The following is a 24,864-nucleotide window of genomic DNA, read 5'->3' as shown; positions in this document are numbered from 1 at the left end:
GGAATGAAGAGTGAAAAATAAAAATAATCTGTCCCCCCCCAATGACTACTCTTTATTCTTCACTCTTCATTCCTCACTCTTCACTATGACTCCTCGACTCGTCGAACCGCCCCGCTGGGCCGACTGGCTTTTAGAAAGGCTCCTCTCTCCTCACTTGCTGGAGGATGTGCAGGGAGATTTGCATGAGGTGTTTTATAAACAACTCGGCGAAATAGGTTTGGCACGAGCTCGCTGGGCGTACAGTTGGGCAGTGTTGAGTTATTTGAATCCGTCGCACAGTACCAGTAAACTACGATCCGGCGCTTCGGCAGCATATTCATCTCCATCCTTACTAAATCCTACCATGATCCTCAATTATGTGAAAATCGCCTGGCGGAATTTGCTCAGACATAAACTGTACTCCGGCATCAATATTTTCGGTCTGGCTTTAGGCATGGCGTGCAGCCTGCTCATTGGCTTGTGGGTGAACGATGAGCGGAGTTCGAATCACTTTTTGCCCGATTTGGATAGGCTGTATGTCGTTCATTACAATCTGGTTCGTGAAGGAGAGATACTGACTAATTTAACAACGCCGGGGCCGTTGCAGGAAGCGATTCAAAAAGACATTCCTCAGGTCGAATCCGCGACTAAAATTGCAGATTGGCCCAACCTGTTAGTAAAACCGATTACTCCCAAACAGGATCAGAAAACTGGTAAAGAGCAGGGCTATTATGCCACCAGTGGCTTTTTTGATGTGTTTCGACTACCCGCTTTAGCTGGTAATCCTAAAGCAGCTTTAGCTGACCCAGGCCAGATTGTGATCACGCGTCGGATGGCCGAAAAATACTTTGCTGGTGGCTCGGCTCTGGGCGAACAACTGCAACTAAACAACGATAAGATGTATCGAGTTGGGGCTGTTATTGACGATTTGCCAACGGCATCAACGCTTCAGTTCGAATGGGTTGCGAATTTCAGTGCTTTTGAAAAAGAATGGATGAAAGCCTGGGGCGATAACCCATTTCAAACCTACGTTCGATTAAAACCGGCTAGTACTGCCGCTCAGACCGAAGCTTCTATGAAAGGTATTTACCCGCGTTACACCGATTGGAAAAGCGCAAAAGAAGGGAGAATATTCCCAATCCTTCAACCGCTTAACGAGGTCTATTTGTACGGAAACTACCAAAACGGGGTACCTGTTGGAGGGCGAATCGAGTATGTGCGTATTTTTTCGATTGTCGCCCTGTTTCTCCTGCTGATTGCGTGCATCAACTTTATGAATTTAGCTACAGCGCGGTCAGCCTTACGAGCCAGGGAAATTGGGGTCCGGAAAGTGATTGGCGCCCTACGAAGTTCACTAATTGGCCAGTTTATCAGCGAATCATTTGTAACCAGTCTATTGGCTGTTGGATTGGCGCTGAGCCTGGTCTGGATAGCATTGCCGCTGTTCAATACAGAGTTTAATAAACAATTGACCCTTCAACCAACCGACCCCGCGCTTTGGCTGATTGTAGTAGGGCTTGTTTTGTTGACGGGCTTATTATCAGGTAGTTATCCAGCTGTGTTTTTGTCTTCCTTGCAACCAGCCAAAACATTGAAGGGTACGTTAAGACTAGGGACTGGCCCGGTGCTATTTCGGCGGGCGCTGGTTATCGTTCAGTTCACCTTATCGACCTCACTCATTGTTGGGATGATTATTCTGGGGCGACAGATGCAGTATTTACAAACCAAAAATTTGGGTATGGATCGTGAGAACGTCGTTGTGATTCCATTGGAGGGCGAAATCCTTAAGCCAGGTCGCGCCGAACTAGTCCGTCAACGGGCTCTGCGACTTTCAGGCGTTGCATCGGCGGCTACGGTCAATCACTTACCAACAAATATTCAGGGCGGTTCGGGCGATTTAAACTGGCCGGGAAAAGACCCTGGCCAAAAGGCAGAAGTATCCGCCGATTTTGTTGGGCCTGATTTTGCCAAAATGATGAACATTAAATTGCTGGCTGGTCGTGATTTTCAGGTAAATCGCCCGGCTGATTCGGCGGGTTATCTGGTCAATGAGTCAGCGGCTAAGCTGATGAGGATGACGAATCCGATTGGCAAGGAAATCGATTTCTTACGAGGAAAAGGGCCAATCATTGGTTTGCTCCAGGACTTTCATTTGCAATCACTGCATCAAAAGATCACGCCCTTAATTCTGGCGTTTGATGATGGCAATGCCAGCTACTTATTGATCAAACTAAAAGCTGGCCAAACCTCACCAACACTAACCAGTCTGGAACGGTTAATCAAACAGGCTAATCCGACTTACCCATTTACCTATCTGTTTTTGGATGAAGCGTATGGGCGATTATATAGTAGAGAGCAACAAGTAACGACGCTGATCAACTCGTTTGGCGTACTGGCTATATTCATTTCCTGCCTGGGATTATTCGGCCTGGTCGCGTTCATGGCCGAACAACGCACGAAAGAAATCGGAATTCGCAAAGTGCTGGGCGCATCGGTGACAAGCCTTGTGACACTGCTTTCGAAGGATTTCCTGAAACTGATTTTGATCGCTATTGTCATTGCTTCGCCCATTGCCTGGTACGCCATGAACCGTTGGTTGCAAAGCTTTGCTTACCGAATTGATCTCGATTGGTGGGTGTTCGCCTTAGCGGGCTTATTAGCTGTTAGCATTGCGTTGCTAACAATCTCTTTCCAGAGTGTCAAAGCGGCTTTAATGAATCCAGTGAAGAGTCTGCGCAGTGAGTAGCGTAGGACCCCAAAACCTTATGACTAAATTCTTACGAGTTGGCGCTTGTCAAACGCCGGAGATTATCGGAGATATAGAAGCTGCCCTTCGTTGTATACGCTCCTTCGTTGACGAGCGGGCTAAGGACGAGAAAATTGATCTGTTCCTATTTCCTGAATGCTTCCTGCAAGGCTATCTTGTTGAACAAACCCACCTTGAGCGGTATGCACTTGCGCTGGATTCGCCCACAATGACCACCATACTGGCGCAACTTGCGACCATTGAAGCAACCCTGGTGTTTGGCCTCATTGAGCAGAAGAATGATCGTTATTTTAATACGGCGGTGGTGATCAGGAAGGGGATTATCATAGGAGCTTACAGGAAAACACACCTTACGGCCGGCGAGTCACTTTTTGACGCGGGCAATGCGTATCCAGTTTTTGACCTGGAAGGCGTCAAATTTGGGATTAACATTTGCTATGATACACAGTTTGCCGACGCTGCTGCTGCCATTCGTGTTCAGGGTGCTCATTTACTGCTGGTACCCGCCCAGAATATGATGAAGAAAGCGTCGGCTGAAAAATGGAAACTTCGCCATAACCCGATGCGTGCTGAACGTGCAAAAGAAACAGGGATGTGGCTAATCTCGGCTGATGTTACAGGAATGCGAGGGACTTTACGAGTTGGATACGGCCCAACGGCGGCTATCAATCCTTCAGGTGAAGTAGTCGCTCAAGTACCACTGCTCGAAGTAGGGATGATTGTGGTAGACGTACTTTTACCGTAACTAATTACCTGTCCGTTGAAGGACAATGCTGTGTCCGTAAACGGACATATTTAGCAGATTAGACTGCTGTTAAACGCCCAAAATAGCGCATCCAGGCTATGTTGGCTATTTGGCCGCAGATTTGTACGATAAAATATAAACTAATCAGCGAAAGCCATGCGTCGCACGTATTTAGGCGAGTTTGAAGAGGTTGTTCTATTGATGGTAGCCATTCTGGATGGAGAGGGCTATGGCGTTACCGTCAGTCAGGCACTAGAGGAGCACACGGGGCGGATTGTTACGTTTGGTACCGTCCATAACACGCTCATCCGTCTGGAAGAGAAAGGCTTCGTGACCTCGGAATTGGGCGGAGGCACTGCTGAAAGGGGTGGACGGCGCAAGCGCCTGTTCCGGGTAACGGCCTTAGGGAGTCGGGCGCTTCAGGAGATTCAACAGCTTCGTCAGGAGCTTTGGCAACTGATTCCACCCAAAACGCTTCAACTCAGCGGCTCATGAATCCACAGGATGCGAACCGAAACGTCGGATCGCCACCGCGCTGGGCGCACTGGCTTTTAACCAAGCTTCATCCCCAGGAAACCCTGGAGGAGGTGGAAGGCGATCTGGACGAACTGTACACGTACTGGTACGATCGGGCGGGCCGGACGCAGGCTACTCTACGCTATATACTGAATGTCGTATCGGTGTTGCCACCCTTTGTGCGCCGACGGAAAACGGATAAACAACAATACGAACAACTTTCATCCTTCCATCCTGACATGATTCGGAATTATTTGAAAATCGCCTTTCGAAACTTGATTAAAAATCGGGTCTATTCGGCTATCAACATTATCGGCCTTACCACAGGACTGGTGGTCGGCATTTTTGTGCTGCTTTGGGTGCAACATGAACTTAGTTACGACCGCTTTCACCGAAATACTCCTCATATCTACCGGGTACTAACGAACGTAGGAAAAGGAGACAGCCGGGAAATCTGGTCGCATACGCATGCCCCCTTAGCCACCTTTGCGAAAGCCGACGTGCCGGAAATTAAAAATGCGGTACGTATTCGGGATAATCGGGACTTTGTTCAATTCACGCATGGCGATAGACAGCTTATCGACGATAAGAAAGCCTACGTAGACCCTTCGTTTTTTACTTTTTTCGATTTTAAGCTACTACAGGGCAACTCAAACTATCCCTTCCAGGGCGATCATTCGGTGGTGTTAACCGCAACGACGGCGCAACGCTATTTCGGTCATGAAAACCCGATCGGTAACGTGCTGATGGCCGATACGAAAGAGCAATTCGTAGTAACAGGGGTGCTGGATGATTTTCCGGAAAACTCAAGCATTCAGTACGATATGCTATTTCCTATGAATCTCTATGCCACCCGTTTTACCAGAGACCATAAAGGGAAAACCATCAATGAAGACTGGGGAACGTTTACCTACGATACATTCCTGGAATTAACCCCAGGAACCGCCACCCAATCCGTCGAGCATAAACTGGCCGGGCTGCTTCGTATTCATTTCCGCGATATCGGCATCGACGATCCGTATGCCCTTCAGCCACTGGCGAATATACACCTTTACAAAACCGACGGCAGTGATGGCCTTATTCAGACCGTCAATCTGTTTCTGATCATTGGGATTCTGATCTTGATAGTAGCCTGCACCAACTATGTCAATCTGTCGATGGCCAGGTCGCTGCTGCGAGCGAAAGAGGTAGGCGTTCGCAAGCTGATTGGTGCAGGCAAAGTGCAGTTGTTTGTTCAATTCATTCTGGAAGCAACCTTACTCTTTGCGATCGCGGCAATGGCTACGCTGGTGCTCATGCAACTGCTGATACCTGCCTACAACACCATCGCCAACAGACATATGGTGTTACGTCTTTCTGATCCCCAATTGTGGTCCGTTATCGGCCTGACTCTGGTTGCTACGCTGGCGCTGTCCAGCATTTATCCGGCACTTCTCCTAGCGTCCTTTGATCCGATGCAGGTTCTGAAAGGGAGATTTAGTATGGGCATAAGTACTACATTCTTTCGTAAACTACTGGTCACCGGACAGTTTATGGTTTCGGTAGGGTTGATTGCCGGCACACTGGTTATTGATCGTCAACTGACTTACATCCACACCAAAGAGCTGGGTTACGATAAGGAGTACGTATTCTCAGTAGACATAGGAAAAATGCAGCGACAGGCCCAGCTAGTCAAAGCCGACTTGATGAAGCAACAGGGCGTACGGGGCATTACCTATGCCAATGACCAGTTGGTCAACCTGGGGACCACCACCGGAAAAACGGATTGGGAAGGTAAAAGCCCAGACCAGCGTTTTTTTGTTCACCCGCTTACAGTGGATCAGGATTTTCTTTCTGTCTTCAAATTATCGTTAGTAGAAGGGCAGGGGTTTACCGGTATTGCTTCAGATTCTACCCATTTTATCCTCAACGAAACGGCCGTACGCGAAGCCGGTCTAACTAATCCTATTGGCAAACGATTTACGCTTTGGAATACGGAAGGAACCATTATTGGGGTGGTGAAAGATTTTCATTTTGCCTCGCTGAAGCAGAAAATAGAACCAGCGGTGTTTCAGTACAATCCCGGCAATGAACTGATGTACGTCAAGACAACTGGCGAAGATGCTCCTCAGGCGCTGGCTGCTGTCGAAAAGCGATGGAAGCAATACAACGCAGGACTACCGTTTATGTATTCGTTTCTGGACGACACCTACGACAATCTGTATAAATCAGAACAGCGTACGGGTTGGTTGTTTAGCTTATTCGCTGCTGTAGCTATTCTGATTTCCTGCCTGGGGCTATTTGGCCTGGCAACGTATGCTGCTCAACTACGTACCCGCGAAATTGGCGTTCGGAAAGTGCTGGGCGCCAGCGTTGTCGGTATCGTCCAGTTGCTGGCCAGGGATTTTATTCAGTTGGTGCTCATTGCTATTGTTCTTGCCACCCCATTGATCTGGTACGTCATGAATCAGTGGCTGAAAGAGTTTGCCTATAAGGTGACGCTAGACTGGTGGATTTTCGCTCTAGCCGGACTATTGGCCGTTGGAATTGCCCTGCTGACGGTGAGTTTTCAGAGTATCAAAGCCGCATTGATGAATCCGGTTACCTCCCTGCGGTCGGAATGAAGAATGTAGAATGAAGAGTGAAAAATAAAAGCCTGGCATCTATCATCGTTTACACCTATTCTTCATTCTTCACTCGTCACTCTTCACTATGAAACCACCCCGCTTTGCCCATTGGCTACTGACCCGGCTTCACCCTGAGGAAACTTTGGAAGAGGTCGAAGGCGATCTGGATGAACTGTACACGTACTGGTATGAGCGGGCGGGCCGGACGCAGGCTACCCTACGCTATTTGCTGAACGTAGTATCTGTACTGCCACCCTTTGTGCGCCGACGCAAACGACAAGAAGACTATTATCAAACCCCCTCAATCCTACAACCTACTATGATTCGGAATTATTTGAAAATAGCGCTTCGGAATCTGAAGCGACAAAAAGTCTCAACCAGCATTAATGTGGTTGGTTTGGCCATCGGATTGGCTACCTGCATCCTGATTATGCTGTACGTGCAGGATGAATTATCCTACGACCGCTATAATGACAAGGCAGATCGGATTGTTCGGGTCGGCCTCAAATTGCAGATGAATGGTAAGGACGTTGGTGGATACAGTTTAGGCCAGAATGCCGCTCGGGACTTGAAACAGGAATTTCCGGAAGTACTAAAAGTAACGCGTATCAAGGGGCAGGGAGGTGAGTTTGTCAGCTATGGAACAACCTCATTCAGACAGGATAACCTGCTGCTTGCCGACTCAACTTTTTTTGAGGTATTCACCATTCCCTTCCTGAAAGGAAATCCGAAGCGAGCGCTGACCGAGCCAAATACGGTGGTATTGACCGAAGAAACGGCCCGAAAATACTTCGGCAATCAGGACCCGATTGGAAAAGTCTTGTCATTCGGCAATGACAAGAGGCCATACCGAATTACGGGCGTGGTCAGGAATGTGCCGACGAACTCCCATTTTAAGTTCGATATGCTGGCTACGTTAGTCGGTCAGGATCAAACTATAGATTGGCCGGGATGGCTGTATAGTATAGACTATCAGACTTATCTGCTTCTGCCTGAACATTACGATTATAGACAGTTGGCGGCCAAAATTCCCCAACTCGCTGAAAAACAGATGGGAAGTGAAATACAGCAATTCCTGAAACTCACCCCAAAACAGTTTCGTGAGAAGGGTGATGACTTTGGGGTTTTTCTGCAACCACTCACCGATATTCATTTGTATTCCAGGGCCGAGTCAAGTCAGAGTGGGAATATTATGTACGTATACGTGCTTACGGCCATTGCTGCCTTTATGTTGCTGATCGCCTGTGTGAACTTTATGAACCTGGCTACGGCCACGGCGGTCCGGCGTTCGCGTGAGGTAGGGGTACGTAAGGTATTGGGTTCGGTGAAAGGGCAATTGCAGCAACAGTTTCTGATCGAATCGGTTCTGCTGGCGATGGTGGCACTGATAGTTGGCTTGCTGGTGGTAAGCCTGGCGCTGCCCTTCTTTAATCAGCTGACAGGCAAGACGCTATCAATGAACTTGTTGATCAAGCCATTGATGGCAACTGGTTTAGTTGCGGGCACTGTACTCGTGGGGCTGTTAGCAGGTAGTTACCCGGCTTTTTACCTGTCTTCCTTTAAGCCTGTTTTTGTGCTGAAAGGGCGAGTTACCGCCGGACGCGGCAGCTTTAACCTGCGAAGCGGTTTGGTCGTCTTTCAATTTTTTATCACCATCTCACTCATTATCGCCACCGTTACGGCCGACCGCCAATTGCGCTATATGCAAGCGCAAAAAGTTGGTTTTGATCGCGAACAAGTACTGGTGATTCATGATACGCACATGCTCCGAAATAACGAAACCGTATTTCGCGACAAGATCATTCGATCTCCGCAAGTCGTCACGGGGAGTATTTCAGGGCAGGTACCCGTTGGGAGGACAAACATGGATAACACCACCGTAAGGACCAAAGAAGATCCTGATCAAGGTGTCATGACCCGGTTCTATTTCGTTGATCCTGAATACATTCCCACATTGGGGATGCGTATGGTACAGGGGCGTAATTTTTCGAAAAGTTTCCCGACCGATGCTTCCGCTGTGATTCTGAATGAAACGGCTGTACGGGCGTTAGGCTGGCAAAAGAACCCTATTGGAAGAGAGCTGATCGGCCATACGGATGATAATGGCGTAAATATAATGTACCGGGTTGTTGGTGTTGTCAGCGACTTTCATTTCGAATCCCTGCGGCAGAAGATCGGGCCGTTAGCCATGTTTTTGGGGAGAAACTCAGGCAATATTCTCGTTAAAACCCGTACGGATAAACTTCCGGAGTTTCTGGCTTCGTTGAAGCAGCAATGGGAGTCATTTGCGCCCACCGCCCCTTTTTCCTATTCGTTTCTGGATGACCGATTTGAGCAGGTTTATGTCAGTGAGCAAAAAATAGAACAGATACTAACCCTCTTCTCAAGCCTGACCATTTTCATCGCCTGTTTAGGATTGTTCGGATTGGCTACCTACACCGCCGAACAGCGTACCAAAGAGATTGGGGTTCGGAAAGTACTGGGCGCATCCGTTGGCAGTGTGGTGGCCTTACTCTCCAAAGACTTTCTCAAACTCGTTCTGATCGCGCTGGTGCTGGCTTCCCCCATTGCCTGGTGGGGCATGAATCAATGGCTAAAGGAATTCGCCTATAAGGTTACGATTGACTGGTGGATTTTTGCCCTGGCGGGTTTGCTGGCGATTGGCATTGCCTTGCTAACAGTGAGTTTTCAAAGCATCAAAGCCGCGTTAGTTAATCCAGTCAAGAGTTTACGCAGTGAATAACAGGGAGCGTGGTTCAGGGAGCAGATACAAGGCGTAAACCCTTTTCCTCACTCCCTGCACCGCGCTTTTAACCATGAAATCTATGACTCCGCCCCGCTTTGCTCATTGGCTCTTAACTCAACTCCATCCCGACGAAACGTTGGAGGAAGTTGAGGGAGATCTGGGCGAATTGTACACCTACTGGTACGAGCGGTCGGGCAAAATCCAGGCTACGCTATGGTATCTGCTCAATGTAGTATCGGTATTGCCGCCCTTTGTGCGGAGACGAAAACCTAAACAATCGCCTTACCGTCAAGACGTATCAAGCCTACAGCCTACAATGATTCGAAATTATTTAAAAATTGCCTGGCGGAATCTCACAAAAAACAAGGTGTATTCTGTCATTAACATTGGTGGCTTGGCTGTTGGCATGGCCGTCGCGATGTTAATTGGATTATGGATATACGACGAGCTGACGTTCAATCAGTACCACCAAAACTATAGTCGCATTGCTCAGGTGATGCGTCATGAGTGGTTTGACGGCAAAAAAGAAACAGGTGGACAGTCGAGCCCGATGCCTCTTGGAACGGAGCTTCGGGCCGCTTTTGGAGATGAGTTTGATTACGTCGTACTGTCGACAAAACCTGTGAATTACATCATTGCCAGTGGCGATGCAAAATTCAATCAGTCGGGGCGATTTATGCAGGCCGATGCTCCTGAGCTACTTACACTAAGAATGGTACAGGGTAGTCGGGCGGGGCTTCACGATCTAAATACGATTCTACTCGCTGAAACGCTTGCTAAAAAACTCTTTGGTGATGGAAATCCGATAAACAGGATCGTCACTATTGATACGCAGGTGAACGTAAAAGTAATTGGCGTATATGAGGATTTACCCATCAGTTCTGATTTTCGGGAGACCGCCTATATTGCCCCGTTTCGCTTGTATGGTTCCCTTAATTCGTGGGTCAAAGACGCCAGAGATAACTGGGGTGATAACTCATTTCCGATTTATGTCCAGATCGCACCCAACAAGACATTCGAACAAGTATCGGCTCGTATAAAAGGAGCTATGCTGCCTCATTTGAAGGCAGAGAAAGCAGCTTCCAAACCAGAAGTATTTCTGCATCCGATGCCTAACTGGCATCTGTTTTCGACCTTTGAAAATGGGTTATCTATAACGAGTGAACCCATGAAATACGTCCTGTTTTATGGCGTAATCGGGCTGTTCGTCCTGTTGTTAGCCTGTATCAATTTTACAAACCTATCGACCGCCCGCTCCGAAAAACGAGCCAAAGAAGTGGGCATCCGCAAAGCGGTCGGTTCGGTACGTGCCCAGCTAACGAGCCAGTTCCTAAGTGAGTCTGTGCTTGTATCAATGGTTGCTTTTGGGATTTGTTTGGGGTTGGTTCAGCTGGCATTGCCCTGGTTTAATCGAGTGGCAGACAAACAGATCGTGATTTTATGGGCCAATCCCATTTTCTGGCTGGTCTGCATTGCCTTTGCTCTGTTTACTGCCTTATTATCAGGAAGTTATCCTGCTTTTTATCTGTCGTCTCTTCAACCTGTTCAAACCCTGAAAGGACTATACAGTTCGGGTTCTCTTTCTGGATGGCATTCGGCGGTTGCTTCCCGTAAAGTATTGGTCGTGTTCCAGTTTACCATCTCTACTGCCCTGATTATTGGTACCGCCAGTGTGTATCAGCAGATTCAACTGGCTAAAAACCGACCGGTTGGTTACGACCGAAGTGGCTTATTGAGTTTCCCCGAAAATGGCTTTCTGGGCAAAGAAGACGTTATTCGTAACGAGTTGCTACGTACTGGTGTTGTGGCCGAGGTAGCCGAATCGGCTTATCCACTTACCAACGAAGGTTCTAACAATACAGGCTTTGACTGGAGAGGGAAAACACCCTCTATGAACGATGATTTTGGTACAATCCGGATTTCTGGCGAATACGGGAAAGCGGTAGGGTGGCAATTTGTGGCCGGTCGGGATTTCTCGAGAAAACTTCGAAGTGATTCGTCGGGTCTGATCATTAATGAATCTGCGATGAAGGCAATGGGGCTTCAACAGCCAATTGGCGAACAAGTTCGATCCGAACACTGGCAAAAAGGTACCTATACCATTCTGGGCGTTGTGAAAGATATGGTGATGGCTTCCCCATTTGAGCGGGTTCGCCCTACTATTTTCTCGATTCGAGGAGGCAAGCGATGGATGCTGGTCAAAATTGATGCTCATGTAAGTCTTCATGCAGCTTTGCCAAAACTGGAAGCGGCATTTAAGACTATAGTGCCCGACGTACCTTTCGACTATAAATTTGCCGACGAGGAGTACGCACTCAAGTTTGCTGTTGAAGAACGTATTGGTAAACTGGCTTCTTTTTTTACCATCCTGGCAATCTTCATTTCGTGCCTTGGTTTGTTTGGTCTGGCCTCGTTTATGGCCGAACGGCGTACCAAAGAAATCGGGATTCGCAAAGTACTCGGTGCATCGGCCCTGACAATCTGGCGATTACTTTCCGAGGAGTTTGTTTTGTTAGTGCTTACCGCCTTCGCTATTGCCACGCCTACCGCTTATTACTTCCTTTCGAACTGGCTTCAGAAATACGAATATCATACACACATATCCTGGTGGGTTTTTGCAGGGTCCGGTATCGGTACATTAACCATTACGTTGCTGACAGTCAGTTACCAAAGTATCAAAGCTGCGTTGGTCAATCCCGTGAAAAGCTTACGTAGCGAATAGTGCTTAGTTATCGATCGTCTGATGCAGCGATGTGCTGAATCGTTCGCTCTTTAGTCAAATCCAGCGAAAATCAAGAAAATAGAGCACCTACCTTCAACCATCTGAACCACCTCTAGTCGTCATTCTAACAGGTAATCCATTTCCCCTCGCCAAAAAGCAAAACTATGAAAACCAAACTCCTATCCATTGTATTGATAGTTCTCTGCGTGAGTGCAGGTGTGGCACAGGTTCGTGCGCAGAAGCTGCCCCTGAATACTACGGATGGACTGCTACCCATTCGTATGCAGTTGTCGGTAGAGCAGTACCTCGGTAAGCAAAGTGTTCGGGTGGTCGATCCAGGCAATACCAACTATCCGGAGGTAACGTATGCCAAAATCAAAAATCTACGCTTTCAGAACGGCACCATCGAACTGGAACTGGCCGGGAAGCCCCTCGCTACGGCAGGCGAAGGGGCACGGGGCTTTGTGGGCATTGCCTTTCGCATTGCCGACGACGATACCAAATTTGAATGCATCTACTTACGCCCAACCAATGGACGGGCCGACGATCAGGTCCGGCGAAATCACTCGGTACAGTACATTTCGTATCCCGGCTTTCCCTGGGAGAAAAACCGAAAAGAAACCCCGGAGAAATACGAAGCGTATGTGGATCTGGTTGTTGGTGAATGGACTAAAGTGAAGATTGAGGTACAGGGTGATAAAGCCCGATTGTATGTGCATGGATCTACGCAGCCAACATTGATCGTCAACGACCTGAAGCATGGCTCATCGCAGGAAGGTGCCATTGGGCTCTGGATTGGCCCAGGAACCGATGCCCATTTTGCGAATCTGGTTGTAACGCCAAAACCATAAGTACGGCATGCTACCACGCCCTTCTCCACCCGAGTGGACCAGACAGTTGCTGACCTGGTTACATCCCAGAGAAACCCTTGAGGAGGTGGAGGGCGATCTGGATGAACTATACGTATACTGGTACCGTAAGGCCGGGAAAACGCAGGCTACACTACGCCACGTGCTCAATGTGGTGTCGGTGCTGCCCCCATTTGTACATCGGCGACAACGGCAGGAAGACTATTATCAACAACTATCAACCCTACACCCTACTATGTTACGGAATTATGTCAAAATCGCTTTTAGAAACCTGCTGCTCAACAAAGCCTATTCAGCGATCAATATTGTTGGGTTGACGATTGGCATGATCGGCTGCCTTGCCATTGGTCTGTTTGTATGGGACGAATGGAAATTCGATAAAACGATTCCGAACGGAGAGAATATTTATCGCATTTATACGGAAAGAACCAAAGATAATACAACCACGAAGCAAGCCGTTGTGGCTCCGGCCTATGCCAGCTTTCTGCAACAGCACTATCCTGAAGTTGATACTACTACCCGAATACTAATGGCTCCCGACCGGTTTCTGATGGAACTAGGCAGCCAAAAAAACTATGAGGACAAGGGCTGGTTTGTGGAGCCGTCGTTTCTACAGGTATTCGCTTTGCCCCTGGAAAAGGGGACGGTTACTGGTATTCTGGATGTTCCGAGAACAATTGTTCTTTCCAGCGAACTGTCAAAAAAGTATTTCGGCAGGGAAAATCCTGTTGGTAAAACCATTAAAATCAACACGTTCGATTATACCGTAAAAGGCGTATTGGCACCATTGCCGGATCACTTTCATCTGGATTTTCATTTCCTGATGTCTTTTTCCAGCGTGGGTATACCACCGAATCGAATGGAGAGATGGACCTGGAACCAGTTTTTTACGTATGTGAAAGTGAAACCGGGAACCGATATTGACCACCTGCAGAACAAGTTACAGGCGTATGTAAAAACCGAGATTATCAAACCCGGCGACACCGTCATGCTGCCTTTTTTTCAGCAACTCCACGATATTCATCTTGGCTCGGCTGATTTTACGTTCGACAATGCCATTCGCGGGAATGAAAGTTATGTGAATGCCTTGATGATCGTTGCGCTGTTTGTGCTGGTTATTGCCTGTTTCAATTTTATCAATCTGGCCACCGCAGTCTCATTCAGGAGAGCCCGGGAAATTGGCGTACGGAAAGTTGTTGGTGCAGGACGTCGGCAACTCGTTTTCCAATTTCTGGGCGAAACGATTTTGATAGCCACGATAGCAATGCTCATCGCGGTAATGGCTTTGTTCATCGTAGTTCCGGCATTGAATCGCTTCACGGGTAAAGCCATTTTCTTTAACCCCTTTGCCGACCCGGAACTGGGTCTGTTGCTGGTAGGAGCAACCCTATTGGTGGGTATACTGGCGGGTAGCTATCCGGCCATCATCGTGTCTGGTTTTCAGCCAGTGAAGGTGTTGAAAAATATACGGCTATCTCAAAACGGTACATCCTGGTTCAGACAGGGGCTGGTTGTTGTCCAGTTCGCGCTTTCTTCCTTGCTTATTATTTCGACCATTGTTGTGTTCCGGCAAACCCAGTATATGAACAATAAGGATCTGGGATTCAGTAAAGAACAACTGATCTATTTTCAGGCACAGGGCGACGTAGCCGGAAAAGGACTGGAAACGTTTAAGACCGAACTTAGACGATCCCCCAATGTGCTGGCTGTTACCTCCGGCTATGGCCTTCCGGGCGACCAGTTTGCGGGAGATGGCGTTACCATTCCGGGTAAGAATGCCGAAAAGGAATACTCCGTAAACATGTTTATCGGTGATCATAGCTATGTAAAAACACTGGGTCTGCAACTGATTGCGGGCCGGGATTTTTCCAAAGACATGTCGACCGATGTGCGGGAAGGCTTTATCATCAACGAAACGGCGGTGAAGGAATTCGGCTTTGGTTCTCCCGAAAAAGCGTTGGGCCAGCGGATAAACTGGCATGAATGGGTACCCGCCGACACGTCAAATCCGATTAAAAAAGGAAGAATAGTGGGGGTAGTTCGGGACTTTCACTACACAAGCCTTCATGAGAAAGTCACGGCGACGGTGATCCACATGGTACCGCAGGAGGTATTTAAGGTGGCCGTAAAGGTTAGAGAAGCCGATATGCAGCAAACGATAGTGTATATCAATACGATATGGAGCCGGTTCTCGCCCAATTTCCCTCTGGATTATAAGTTCATGGATGAGACCTATGGGAAAATGTATAGCACCGAAGAAAAACTGAGCGAGTTACTCTGGGTGTTTGCCGTGCTTGCCATTACCGTAGGCTGTATGGGATTGTTCGGGCTTGCGGCCTTCAGTATAGAACAACGTGTTAAAGAGATCGGAATCCGGAAAGTATTGGGCGCCAGTGTACTTACCATCGTGGCACTGCTTTCCAGGAATTTTATCGTGCTGGTTGGCCTGGCTTTTGTGATCGCCACACCGGTAGCCTTGTGGGCAATGGGCAGTTGGCTGAACGATTTTCCGTATCGGATTTCCATTGACTGGTGGATTTTTGCGCTGGCGGGTGGATTAGCTGTAGGAATTGCCTTATTGACGGTCAGCTTGCAGAGTATCAAAGCGGCTTTGGTTAATCCAGTGAAGAGTTTGCGCAGTGAGTAAGTGTTGACTGGAATTTTAGCCGAGTTTTTTTCAACTAAATCCCTGATAACGTAAAAAGATTACGTTGTCAGGGATTTAATATTGCTCAGGCTTTAGCGACTAGCTCATGAACATACAGATTTACAAAACGTCAGAAGCCGAAATAGAGCCTTTTCGGGTGTTGTTTCTACAGGAAATCAACGCCCAGTTTGTGTGTAACAAATGCCACCAATATGGCTGGGCCGATGTGTATCTATTTACGATCGACGACACCAAAGTTGGCTATGGATCGATTTGGGGAACAGATCGACGGGAAGATCGGGATACGATCTTTGAATTTTACGTTCTACCGCCATTTAGAAAATTCGTGAATTTACTTTTTCCAAAATTCACTTCGGTTTCGGGAGGTAGTTATATAGAAAGCCAAACTAATGACGCGCTCTTAGCCGCTATGACGTACGAATACGCTCGTAACATCAATGCCGAAGCTATTCTTTTTGAGGATCATATTACCACAAATTTTACTGTTTCGGACGCCATTTTTCGTCAGCGAACGGGCGATGATGAATCGGATGATGATAGTCCTTACGTGCTGGAACAGAACGGAGTTATCGTGGCCAGCGGGGGATTGATGCTGAATTACAACATGCCTTTTGCCGATGTTTATATGCAGGTAAAAGAAGACTTTCGGCAACAGGGATTGGGTAGCTTGCTGGTACAGGAATTAAAAAAAATGGCTTATCTCATGGGGCGGGTCCCAGCCGCCCGGTGTAATACAAACAACCCGATTTCTAAGGCTGCACTCCAGAAAGCAGGCCTGCGGGCGTGTGGGTTCCGATTGAAAGGGGAACTTGTAAACAACTACTAATGAATGAACAGGAGACGTACTGAATCAGCTCTTAAAGCCCTAACATGGAAGAACAAATTGCTCATGAATTGATTGAACTGGCCCAGCATGATTTAGCCGTTCGGGAACGATTGCTGACAGAGAATAAGCTATCAGGTGGCTATAATTCAGAAATGGAAGCCGTTCATAAAGCGAATGCTGCCCAACTACGGGAAATCATTTCGTTGATTGGATGGCCAACCCGGTCGAAGGTTGGTGCGGAAGCCAGCGATGCGGCCTGGCTTATTGTGCAACATTCGATTGGGGAGGCTTCATTCATGCGAGCCAGCTATCAATTGATGCTGAATTCAATGGATGACATCAACCCGCAAAACGTAGCCTATCTGTATGACCGGATTTGTTATTTTGAGGGAAGACCCCAGCGGTACGGCACCCAGTATGGTGATAGACAAATGTATCCGGTCGAGGATAAGGCAGTCGTGAATATACTCCGGGAAGAACTAAAGCTACCCCTCATTGCCTCAACAGATATAATTGAGGATACGAATGCTGAAAAGTCAGGCGATTTGCATACGGACGCTGGCTTCAACGCGTGGCGACGAGAAGCAGGCTGGATTTAAACGGGATTTATCGATCACTTTTTGGTGAGTATCTTTTTGATGCCCTCACACATTGACTTAATCCGCCGATAAGACGCATCGGAATTGTCTCCTTTATCTAGTTCTATCCGTACTTTACCAGGCGATTCTTCCAGTTTGAATTTGGTGTGATCGTCCAGGGTGGTTGTAACGTCTACGTGATCTCCGGAAAAACTACTGGGAGCTACCTGGGTATTGATAAAGTTCTGAACACGCTCGGTTTCGTGTTTATCGAATTTGGCAAAAAACTCATACGTATCATCGGAGTCAGTGACCGAAATTTTACGATCATCACCGTCGCAGCAGGCCAGTAGAGCGATGATAAAAAGAAGCCCGGATAGTCTTAATATGTATTTCATTTGGATTTGTGTTTTACAAGGAACTATGCAATGTACAGTAGCGGATTAATTCCCCAAATTCAAAATACATCAGCGGCAGTTTTACAGGATAAATGAAAGTGAGCAGAATCAGTTAACCAGACGAGAGTCTTGAGTCTTGAAAAATATAACCTGTTCTAAATCAAAATCTTTAAATAAAAACAGCAATACGAATGGAAACGACTAACGTAACGATTAAAAATGCCTGGCCTTACCAGCAGGATAAAATGAATTTGCCAGTTCCTGATCTGGAAACGGCCATCCCTTTTTACGAAACGATTATGGGATTTCAAGTGGTTGCCCGGAAAGATGCTCCATACAAATCGGCTACGCTGGATAAGGGTGGCTTTCAGATTGGGCTGGCCGAAAATGGCGGTGACCCAACGCAGGACGGTTGCTTCTTCGAGGTCGACGATGTCGAAAAGGCGTTTGCGGAGTTAAAGGCGAATGGCCTGGAAAAAAGCGAACCGAAATTTGACCATCAAAAACATGGAACTACAGACTGGAAAGTCTTTTTTGTCGTGGCTCCCGACGGGCTTTGCTACTGCTATGGTGAACGACAAAACTGACTGCTGATTGAGAATTGTGTGCGATTGGGTGGTAGAAATCTTGTTAGATATGAGAGAGTTATGGCTTTTGCGTAGAATAGTATTACTTTGTTTTGCTGACTATCTAAGCCATTAACACACGCATAATGCCTACTAATCCACCCATCGAGCCACGTCTTTTTCCTGGAGTTACCATCTCAAGCACATTTACGGATTTAAAGCAACATCGGGAGGCCTTGATTACAACGATTAAAGCGCATGGGCTGACCGATATTGCGATGGAGAATGATGCCGCAAAATTCATGGATGTCATTGATTCATCCCTGCAAATGGTTCGAGATGGCTCTGCTTACGTTGGTATCATTAGCAAAAAATACGGGCAGATCCCTCCAGACCCCATTAGAAACCCGGATAATCTATCCATCACCGAATTAGAGTTTAATGAAGCACTAGAACGTGGCCGTCCCATCCTGCTTTTCATTATGAGTAGGGATCATTTAGTTCATGAGGACGACATCGAACCTGATCCCGGGAAAAAGGAACAACTCAAGGCGTTTATTGAACGAGCTAAAAAAATGGGGGCTGACTCCAAAGTTCATCGTGTTTATGCTGAGTTTGACAGCCTGGATAAGTTCAAGGAAAAAATCGGTCCATCCATTGCCAGTATTCGTAGGTATCTGGACGAGCATGCTAAAGCTACCCTCAATGCCATCGTAATTCCTACCGAGGTACTAGCGTTATTACTTGATCCCATCCCCAAACCACCTACTCTTTATGCAGAACCCGCTTATATTGGATCGCATACGTTCGTGGGGCGCGATGCTCAGTTAGAAGCCCTGAACGACTGGGCGCGACCGGCTGATTCGCATACGATCCTGCTTTTCGAGGCCATTGGTGGGAACGGCAAAAGCATGCTCACCTGGGAGTGGACAACCAAGCACGCGACGAACGTACGCAAGGATTGGGCGGGGATTTTCTGGTATTCGTTCTACGAAAAGGGGGCCATCATGGCTGACTTCTGCCGACGAGCGCTAGCTTACATGACGGGCCGACCTCTGGACGAGTTTCAAAAGAAAAAGACTCCTGAATTAAAGGAACTGCTGCTCCACCAACTGAATGACCGACCATGGTTATTGATCCTGGACGGGCTGGAACGGGTGTTAGTCGCTTACCACCGGATTGACGCTGCGGAGATACCCGATGAAGAGTTGAATACCCCAACGGACAAGATTGTCAACCGCAACCCTTGTTCCTGTATTCATACCGACGATGATGATTTGCTTCGTTCACTCGCATCGGCTGCTCCGTCTAAGCTGCTGGTCAGTTCCCGTCTGGTTCCCCGAGTGCTTGTCAATGCGGCCAACCAACCCATTCCCGGTGTTCAGCGGATTCTGCTGCCGGGTTTGCGACCGACTGATGCGGAAAAATTGTTTCGTTCCTGCGGTATAACGGGTAATTCTGAGGAGATTCAGCGCTACCTGACAACCAACTGCGACTGCCATCCGTTGACTATTGGCGTACTCGCAGGGCTGGTCAATAACTATTTACCAGATAAAGGAAATTTCGATGCTTGGGTTGCCGACCTATCCGAAGGTGGCCAACTCAATCTCGCCGACCTGGATCTCATTCAGAAGCGAAACCACATTCTAAAAGCTGCCCTGCATGTGCTCTCGGAGAAAAATCGCCAATTACTCTCTACTCTTGCGCTTTTGTCAGAAGCGGTCGATTACCAAACGATTTCGGCCTTTAATCCGCATTTGCCTCCGGAGCCGGATAAAGTGACCGAACCTAAAAAGCCTGAACTTGGTAAGTATTGGAAAATTGAATCTGATTCTGAAAATGCTCACTTGCAACAGCAATATGAAGCCGACTTGAAGCAGTGGAAAGCGTATCAGAAGGCGCAGGAAAGATGGCGCTACTCCATAGAATACCGAAACGCCCCAAAGGAATTAACTAAAACAATCCGCGACCTGGAACAGCGAGGATTGTTGCAATATGATCACAACACCAAGCGCTATGATCTACATCCCGTTGTGCGGGGTGTAGCTGTTGGGAGCCTCAAGCCCGAAGAAATAGAACAGCATGGTCAGCGTGTAGTTGATTACTTTTCGGCCCAGGTTCATAATCCCTATGAGGAAGCCGAGACGATTGATGATATACGTTATGGGCTCAATATTGTACAAACTCAGCTCAAGATGTGGCATTACCAGGAAGCCTGCGATAATTATAGAGGAGACTTAGCCTCTGCACTTTTTTTTAATCTTGAAGCCTACACTGAAATTTTGTCTCTGCTTCGGCCTTTTTTTCCTAATGGATGGGGTATATTACCTACTGAACTTGATGAGAATGATGGTTCATATCTAGCTCATATAGCGGCTCTTGCTTTAACTAATATAGGAGAATCGGAAGAAGGCCTTAAAGCTACTAATTTATCCATTTTATGTGATCTGAATGTTTTGAACTTGAATTACCTTCAGATTGCTCTTGCCAATGCTTCAAAAAATTTAAATAGCCAAAACCACTTTGCTGCGGGGAAACGAATGATAGATTTTGCCCTTTTACTAGTTGCCATAGACGAAGACGATAAATCACTCTTTGCTGACCGACTAGATATGTTTGAAAATCTTTCTCGTTTTGGACAATGGACTGCTGCTAAAGATATGTGGAATCTTCTCGATCCGATGAGCCGGAATTGGACTCGTACAATCTATCGTCCGGGCCGTGCGGAGTATTGTTATGCTCAGTTTCGGTTCTTTGAAGGAGATTTTAGAGAAGAATATCTCATTCATGCGGAAAAGTTGGCCACGGAAGGTAAGAATCGTAGTATTATACGTGATATACATAAGCTACGTGGGGCATGGCGAATGGAACAAGGTGAATGGCAGCTTGCTGTCGAGAGCCTTAACGAAGCAGTTCGGATGGTGCGTGTTGTTGGACAATCAGATTCTGACTCGGAGACTTGGCTCGCGCTAGCTAAATTTCACCTTAATCAGCTTTCTGATCCACTTGAAGAAGCTGAACGGCTTACCCAATTGAATTCTGGTAGCCGTTCACTGGCCGAGTTGTGGTTTGCTATAGGTAACTTGGCGCAGGCAAAGGTTCACGCTCTTAAAGCCTACAGATGGGCCTGGGCCGACGGTGAGCCGTATGTGTATCGCTATGAACTAAACAAAACAACGGAGTTGCTGAATCGGATGGGTGTGGAAGTTCCAAACCTGTCTCCTTATGATCCGGCTAAAGAGGAGAAGTTTCCCTGGGAAGATCAAATAGAGGCTTTGATTGAGAAATTGAAAGCTGAAAAGGCTAAGAAGGATGAATTGTCATCCGAAGATGATCTGTAATTCTGAAGCTATTTAAGCATTCTCAAATGGGTGTGAATCGGTATTTTTTGTCATCCCGACAAGGGAGGAATCTTAGGCTCGATTACTAAGAAACGTTAAGATCCCTCCGTTGTCGGGATGACAAAAAAAGTTTCTCTATGACACTTTATCCAATAACCAACCCTGCGCTAATCCGGGTTTTCCGCCTGCCGCATCTTAGGGCTTTTAATTTCTTTTTGGCCTAGTTTATAGAAAGCTGTGAGCCGGAGATTCTGGTTCTGATAGCGATTCGTCTGTAATTGGTGGAAGGCGTTTGTTGTGATTTCTTCGTTGAGGAAGGTGTATCTGGATAGGGGAGTGTCCATCCGCAAACTCATCGTAAATCGCTCATTCGCCGATTTCTTGCTGAACGTCAGACTGTAGTATTTCCAGCCGGAGCGATACCCTTGCAGACTAATGCTGTTCGAGTCGAAGAAACCATAGAAGTCGATGCTGTAACTCTTCGGGAGTTTGTGGCTGTAGTTCAGTACCAATTGCCGCATCAGGCCGCTGTTACTTACTTGTAATGCGGGACTTTCTAACTGAACATGTTGGATCGTTAACGTACCGCCAAGGCTAATTTTGGGAGAGGGTTTCCAGGTCAGATTAACCGACAAGCCCAGCCGTTTATTCCGGCCAATGTTTTGAAACGTACTCTCAAAAACACCATCAGGTCGTGCCGTTCGAATGGTTTCAATGCTGTTTTGATTATGGTTATAAAACAGGGTAATGTCCGTAAATAAGCGGACGCCATTTCGGGAATAACTAAGCTGATACCGGCGGGTGATTTCAGGGTGGAGGTAGGGATTGCCAGACTGGACGTTAAGCGAGTCGCTTCGGTTTACGGTCGGGTTGAGATACGTAAAATAGGGGCGAACCAATTTGACCGTATACCCCAGTTTCAGCGTACTTTTTTGATCCAGATTTCGGCTGATCAACAGGTTAGGGACAAGGTTCTGGAAAGAAGGCAGTTGCAGGAAATTGTCTTTAAAGGTGGCATTCAGATCGGTTTTTTCGTAACGGAGTCCGGCCATCAATTGCCAGGTCTTTAGCTGAAACCTGAAATTAGTGTACAGGGCATAAATCTCACTTCGATACGAAAACGCATTTGATCGGATTGGGTCATTTGTATAAGCCTGATTGTTAAAATTATAAATACCAAACTGACTGTCGCTTACGAGATTTTTTTGCGTGAGTTTGCCACCCGTTTCCCATGTCAATTTATCTGTAAATGAGTGTGTATAATCAGCCTGAATCATGAGGTCGCGGTTCCGGGTTTTACTGTCGAAATTTTCCTGGTAAGGCGTTTGGTCATTGGCTACTTGTGAAACATCGTAGCGATTAATGTTATTGCTAATCAAATACGTGGCCAGCAGCGAAAACTCTCGCTTCGACGATCTGATCCGTTTGTTTGCTGACGTACTGGTATAGCCCGTCGTGAAAACATGACTAAATGCGGGTGTAGATGTTGCTATTTCCCGTTGAAATGAAGGCAGAAACCGCTCGTTTTCTGCATAGAAATTAGTGGAAACGACATCACTTTGATTGGCCAACGACCGCGGGCGATACCCGATACTAATTGTGTTGAGCGAATCGAGACTGTATAATACGGTAGCCCCACCAAAGAAATAATTACCTGTGTTTCGCGATTCGTTTTTCTGAAAAATCTTGACTTGCTCCGTTTCCCGTTCCAATACAGAGCCATTTCGGTTCCAGTATGTTTGGTAAAATCCGTCCAGCTTTACCAGCCATTTATTGAATTTGCTCTGCACATTACTCATCACCGCTTCGTTCCGGTTGCCCAGCACTATACTCGCATTCCCGTTTGTTATGTTATCCCTTACTTTTCGGGTAACGATGTTCACCACGCCATCAGAACCTTCTGCATCGTAGCGTGCGGATGGATGGGTGATAACCTCCACTTTGACAATGCTTTCGCCAGAAATCGACTTCAACGCATCGGCTACCGATGAGGCATAGATGTCGGACGGTTTTCCATCGATAAAAACCCGGATGTTGGAACTGCCTCGCATCGAAAGTCCGCCGTTCGCATCCACCGATAGCATAGGTACTTTGCGCAACACATCCGACGCATCGCTGCCAGCAATACCTGGCAAGCTTTCCACATTGAATGTAAGTCCGTCTACCCGTTGCTCAATGAGCGGCTTTTGGCCTCTAACAGTCACTGTTTGCAGGTTTTTTGCATCCTGACTAATACCAATAGTGCCTAAGTCAATTGCCGGACGTTGCTCATTTACGGTCCAGGTTGGCGTATGAAAAGACTGGTAACCTACGGCACTAAACGCAAGAGAATAGGTGCCATATCGGAGGCTATTTAGTACGAACTTCCCCAGGCTATCTGTAAGCGTTCCGTCAATGAGCTTGCCTTGTTGAAACAGGGAAACGGTCGCAAACGGAATCGCCTTAGTAGTAATAGAATCAATAAGAATTCCAGTTGCAGATCCCAGACTATCAATACGTTGTGCTTTTAATGGAGACCAATGAATAATGACCAAGAAGAGGAAGAATGCAAAGCGTTTCATAACGATTGGCGTTGGAATGATCAGGTGGAGTCTCCAATCAGGGGTATAGTTCGTCCAAGGCCTATGAAGACACAGGCTGACTGGCGCATGCTGGATCTGTGAGGACACAGACCTTGGGAAAAGGCGAGTTTTAGTCCCTCCCCTGAAAAATAGGGGAGAGGGGTTGGGGTGGGGTACAGCTTACGGATTCGTCGGGTAATTCGGGATGTTCCTGCCGAGGTAGATGTGCCGTTCGGCTTTATACATGTTACCGACATCTATGAGAGTTAGAATGCCGTTGCCGCCCCTATTTTCCAGCTTCTGTCGTTTCTCGGGGGTTAGGAGAGGGTCATTAGCAAATAGATATTCATCAATGTAATATTCATTGAGACCAGGTTCTTTGACAGTAATATGGATGTGAGCTGGGTCAGTACGGCCGGGGTAAGGAGCGGGACGGAGAGTGACAAACTTGTACTCGCCTTTTTCGTTTGTGCGCATCCAGCTACGTATGGACCCATGCCGTTTCTCCCAGCCTTTTGCGCCCTCTTTCGGACTGTAATGACCCGTTTCATCAGTATGATAGATGTATAAAATAACACCTGGGGCTGGCGTTTTGCCATCTGCTTTATAAACAATCCCATTGATACCCAGCGGTTTCTTGCCAGTCCAGGTAGCATCGGGCATTTTTACGAAACTGTCCAGCTTGTCGAATGGAACCGGACTTTCGTAAATCGCTTCGCAACCTTCGCAGGGGCCACCTACTTTTTTGTCCTGACCAAATGCGTTCAGCGTAAGAGTCATTGTGGCGATAAGCAGAAAAAAAAGTTGATTTTTCATGAGACGAGTTGATCAAAGGTATTAGCAGCAGGTTGGCTGATGCCTGAACAAAGCAACGGTAAGCGTTTGTCATCCCAAAAAATAGTAGACCAACGGCCAGAAAAATAGACGAGTTGCAAGAGCTAATTACTTTCCTCTACTTTTTTGGTCGTTGGTCGAT

Annotated in this window: 15 protein-coding genes; 12 read left to right on the top strand and 3 right to left on the bottom strand. The window is 47.2% G+C overall.

What is annotated here, in order from left to right; translation table 11 throughout:
* Positions 1-85: 85 nt before the first annotated feature.
* From GO755_RS15635 to GO755_RS15590, 10 genes are all read left to right on the top strand, one after another.
* A complete protein-coding gene (locus GO755_RS15635; RefSeq protein WP_227686969.1) occupies positions 86-2,725 on the top strand; it encodes an ABC transporter permease in 2,640 nt (879 codons plus the stop codon).
* A 19-nt stretch (positions 2,726-2,744) separates the two neighbouring features.
* On the top strand, positions 2,745-3,491 hold the full coding sequence (locus tag GO755_RS15630; RefSeq protein ID WP_157586111.1) for a carbon-nitrogen hydrolase family protein: 747 nt from the start codon (positions 2,745-2,747) through the stop codon (positions 3,489-3,491).
* Between the two features lie 156 nt (positions 3,492-3,647).
* Positions 3,648-3,986: a PadR family transcriptional regulator gene (locus tag GO755_RS15625; RefSeq protein WP_157586110.1), complete on the top strand. Its 339-nt coding sequence runs from the start codon at positions 3,648-3,650 to the stop codon at positions 3,984-3,986.
* Entirely contained in the window at positions 3,983-6,610 is a 2,628-nt protein-coding gene (locus GO755_RS15620; protein ID WP_227686968.1) for an ABC transporter permease, read from the top strand. Before GO755_RS15625 ends, GO755_RS15620 begins: the two co-directional genes overlap by 4 nt.
* 88 nt (positions 6,611-6,698) lie before the next feature.
* Positions 6,699-9,356 carry an ABC transporter permease gene (locus tag GO755_RS15615; RefSeq protein WP_227686967.1) on the top strand — a complete coding sequence of 886 codons (2,658 nt, stop codon included), beginning with the start codon at positions 6,699-6,701 and terminating at the stop codon, positions 9,354-9,356.
* Between the two features lie 73 nt (positions 9,357-9,429).
* On the top strand, positions 9,430-12,081 hold the full coding sequence (locus GO755_RS15610) for an FtsX-like permease family protein (RefSeq protein WP_157586109.1): 2,652 nt from the start codon (positions 9,430-9,432) through the stop codon (positions 12,079-12,081).
* A gap of 164 nt (positions 12,082-12,245) precedes the next feature.
* Positions 12,246-12,932 (top strand): hypothetical protein, encoded by a 687-nt coding sequence (locus tag GO755_RS15605; RefSeq protein ID WP_157586108.1) that lies wholly within the window; start codon positions 12,246-12,248, stop codon positions 12,930-12,932.
* 7 nt (positions 12,933-12,939) lie between these two features.
* On the top strand, positions 12,940-15,597 hold the full coding sequence (locus tag GO755_RS15600) for an ABC transporter permease (RefSeq protein WP_157586107.1): 2,658 nt from the start codon (positions 12,940-12,942) through the stop codon (positions 15,595-15,597).
* A 106-nt stretch (positions 15,598-15,703) separates the two neighbouring features.
* Positions 15,704-16,444 carry a GNAT family N-acetyltransferase gene (locus GO755_RS15595; RefSeq protein WP_157586106.1) on the top strand — a complete coding sequence of 247 codons (741 nt, stop codon included), beginning with the start codon at positions 15,704-15,706 and terminating at the stop codon, positions 16,442-16,444.
* 44 nt (positions 16,445-16,488) lie between these two features.
* On the top strand, positions 16,489-17,043 hold the full coding sequence (locus GO755_RS15590) for a DUF6624 domain-containing protein (RefSeq protein WP_157586105.1): 555 nt from the start codon (positions 16,489-16,491) through the stop codon (positions 17,041-17,043).
* Between the two features lie 14 nt (positions 17,044-17,057).
* On the opposite strand, the gene GO755_RS15585 is transcribed toward GO755_RS15590, so the two are convergent.
* Positions 17,058-17,420, bottom strand: coding sequence for a hypothetical protein (locus GO755_RS15585; protein ID WP_157586104.1), 363 nt, complete (start codon positions 17,418-17,420; stop codon positions 17,058-17,060).
* Positions 17,421-17,611: 191 nt separating this feature from the next.
* Here GO755_RS15585 and GO755_RS15580 point away from each other — a divergent pair, with 191 nt between their 5' ends.
* Both GO755_RS15580 and GO755_RS15575 read left to right on the top strand, forming a co-directional pair.
* Complete coding sequence (locus GO755_RS15580; RefSeq protein ID WP_157586103.1) at positions 17,612-18,007, top strand: VOC family protein; 396 nt, start codon at positions 17,612-17,614, stop codon at positions 18,005-18,007.
* Positions 18,008-18,132: 125 nt separating this feature from the next.
* Positions 18,133-21,327 (top strand): DUF4062 domain-containing protein, encoded by a 3,195-nt coding sequence (locus GO755_RS15575; protein WP_157586102.1) that lies wholly within the window; start codon positions 18,133-18,135, stop codon positions 21,325-21,327.
* Between the two features lie 167 nt (positions 21,328-21,494).
* Here GO755_RS15575 and GO755_RS15570 read toward each other — a convergent pair whose 3' ends face one another.
* Entirely contained in the window at positions 21,495-23,888 is a 2,394-nt protein-coding gene (locus GO755_RS15570; RefSeq protein WP_157586101.1) for a TonB-dependent receptor domain-containing protein, read from the bottom strand.
* 180 nt (positions 23,889-24,068) lie between these two features.
* Entirely contained in the window at positions 24,069-24,704 is a 636-nt protein-coding gene (locus tag GO755_RS15565; RefSeq protein WP_157586100.1) for a dioxygenase family protein, read from the bottom strand.
* Between the last annotated feature and the right edge of the window lie 160 nt (positions 24,705-24,864).

This window comes from Spirosoma arboris (assembly GCF_009754945.1).
Taxonomy (GTDB): Bacteria; Bacteroidota; Bacteroidia; order Cytophagales; family Spirosomataceae; genus Spirosoma; species Spirosoma arboris.
The sequence above is the reverse complement of the archived record's forward strand: the minus strand, read 5'-3'. Positions and strand labels throughout refer to the sequence as shown.

Excerpts from the sequence above, each read along its gene's own strand:
- GO755_RS15620 (WP_227686968.1), top strand. The coding sequence starts at position 3,983 with ATGAATCCACAGGATGCGAACCGAAACGTCGGATCGCCACCGCGCTGG.
- GO755_RS15570 (WP_157586101.1), bottom strand. The coding sequence starts at position 23,888 with ATGAAACGCTTTGCATTCTTCCTCTTCTTGGTCATTATTCATTGGTCT.
- GO755_RS15565 (WP_157586100.1), bottom strand. The coding sequence starts at position 24,704 with ATGAAAAATCAACTTTTTTTTCTGCTTATCGCCACAATGACTCTTACG.
- GO755_RS15595 (WP_157586106.1), top strand. The coding sequence starts at position 15,704 with ATGAACATACAGATTTACAAAACGTCAGAAGCCGAAATAGAGCCTTTT.
- GO755_RS15575 (WP_157586102.1), top strand. The coding sequence starts at position 18,133 with ATGCCTACTAATCCACCCATCGAGCCACGTCTTTTTCCTGGAGTTACC.
- GO755_RS15590 (WP_157586105.1), top strand. The coding sequence starts at position 16,489 with ATGGAAGAACAAATTGCTCATGAATTGATTGAACTGGCCCAGCATGAT.
- GO755_RS15630 (WP_157586111.1), top strand. The coding sequence starts at position 2,745 with ATGACTAAATTCTTACGAGTTGGCGCTTGTCAAACGCCGGAGATTATC.
- GO755_RS15635 (WP_227686969.1), top strand. The coding sequence starts at position 86 with ATGACTCCTCGACTCGTCGAACCGCCCCGCTGGGCCGACTGGCTTTTA.
- GO755_RS15625 (WP_157586110.1), top strand. The coding sequence starts at position 3,648 with ATGCGTCGCACGTATTTAGGCGAGTTTGAAGAGGTTGTTCTATTGATG.
- GO755_RS15610 (WP_157586109.1), top strand. The coding sequence starts at position 9,430 with ATGAAATCTATGACTCCGCCCCGCTTTGCTCATTGGCTCTTAACTCAA.
- GO755_RS15600 (WP_157586107.1), top strand. The coding sequence starts at position 12,940 with ATGCTACCACGCCCTTCTCCACCCGAGTGGACCAGACAGTTGCTGACC.
- GO755_RS15585 (WP_157586104.1), bottom strand. The coding sequence starts at position 17,420 with ATGAAATACATATTAAGACTATCCGGGCTTCTTTTTATCATCGCTCTA.
- GO755_RS15615 (WP_227686967.1), top strand. The coding sequence starts at position 6,699 with ATGAAACCACCCCGCTTTGCCCATTGGCTACTGACCCGGCTTCACCCT.
- GO755_RS15605 (WP_157586108.1), top strand. The coding sequence starts at position 12,246 with ATGAAAACCAAACTCCTATCCATTGTATTGATAGTTCTCTGCGTGAGT.
- GO755_RS15580 (WP_157586103.1), top strand. The coding sequence starts at position 17,612 with ATGGAAACGACTAACGTAACGATTAAAAATGCCTGGCCTTACCAGCAG.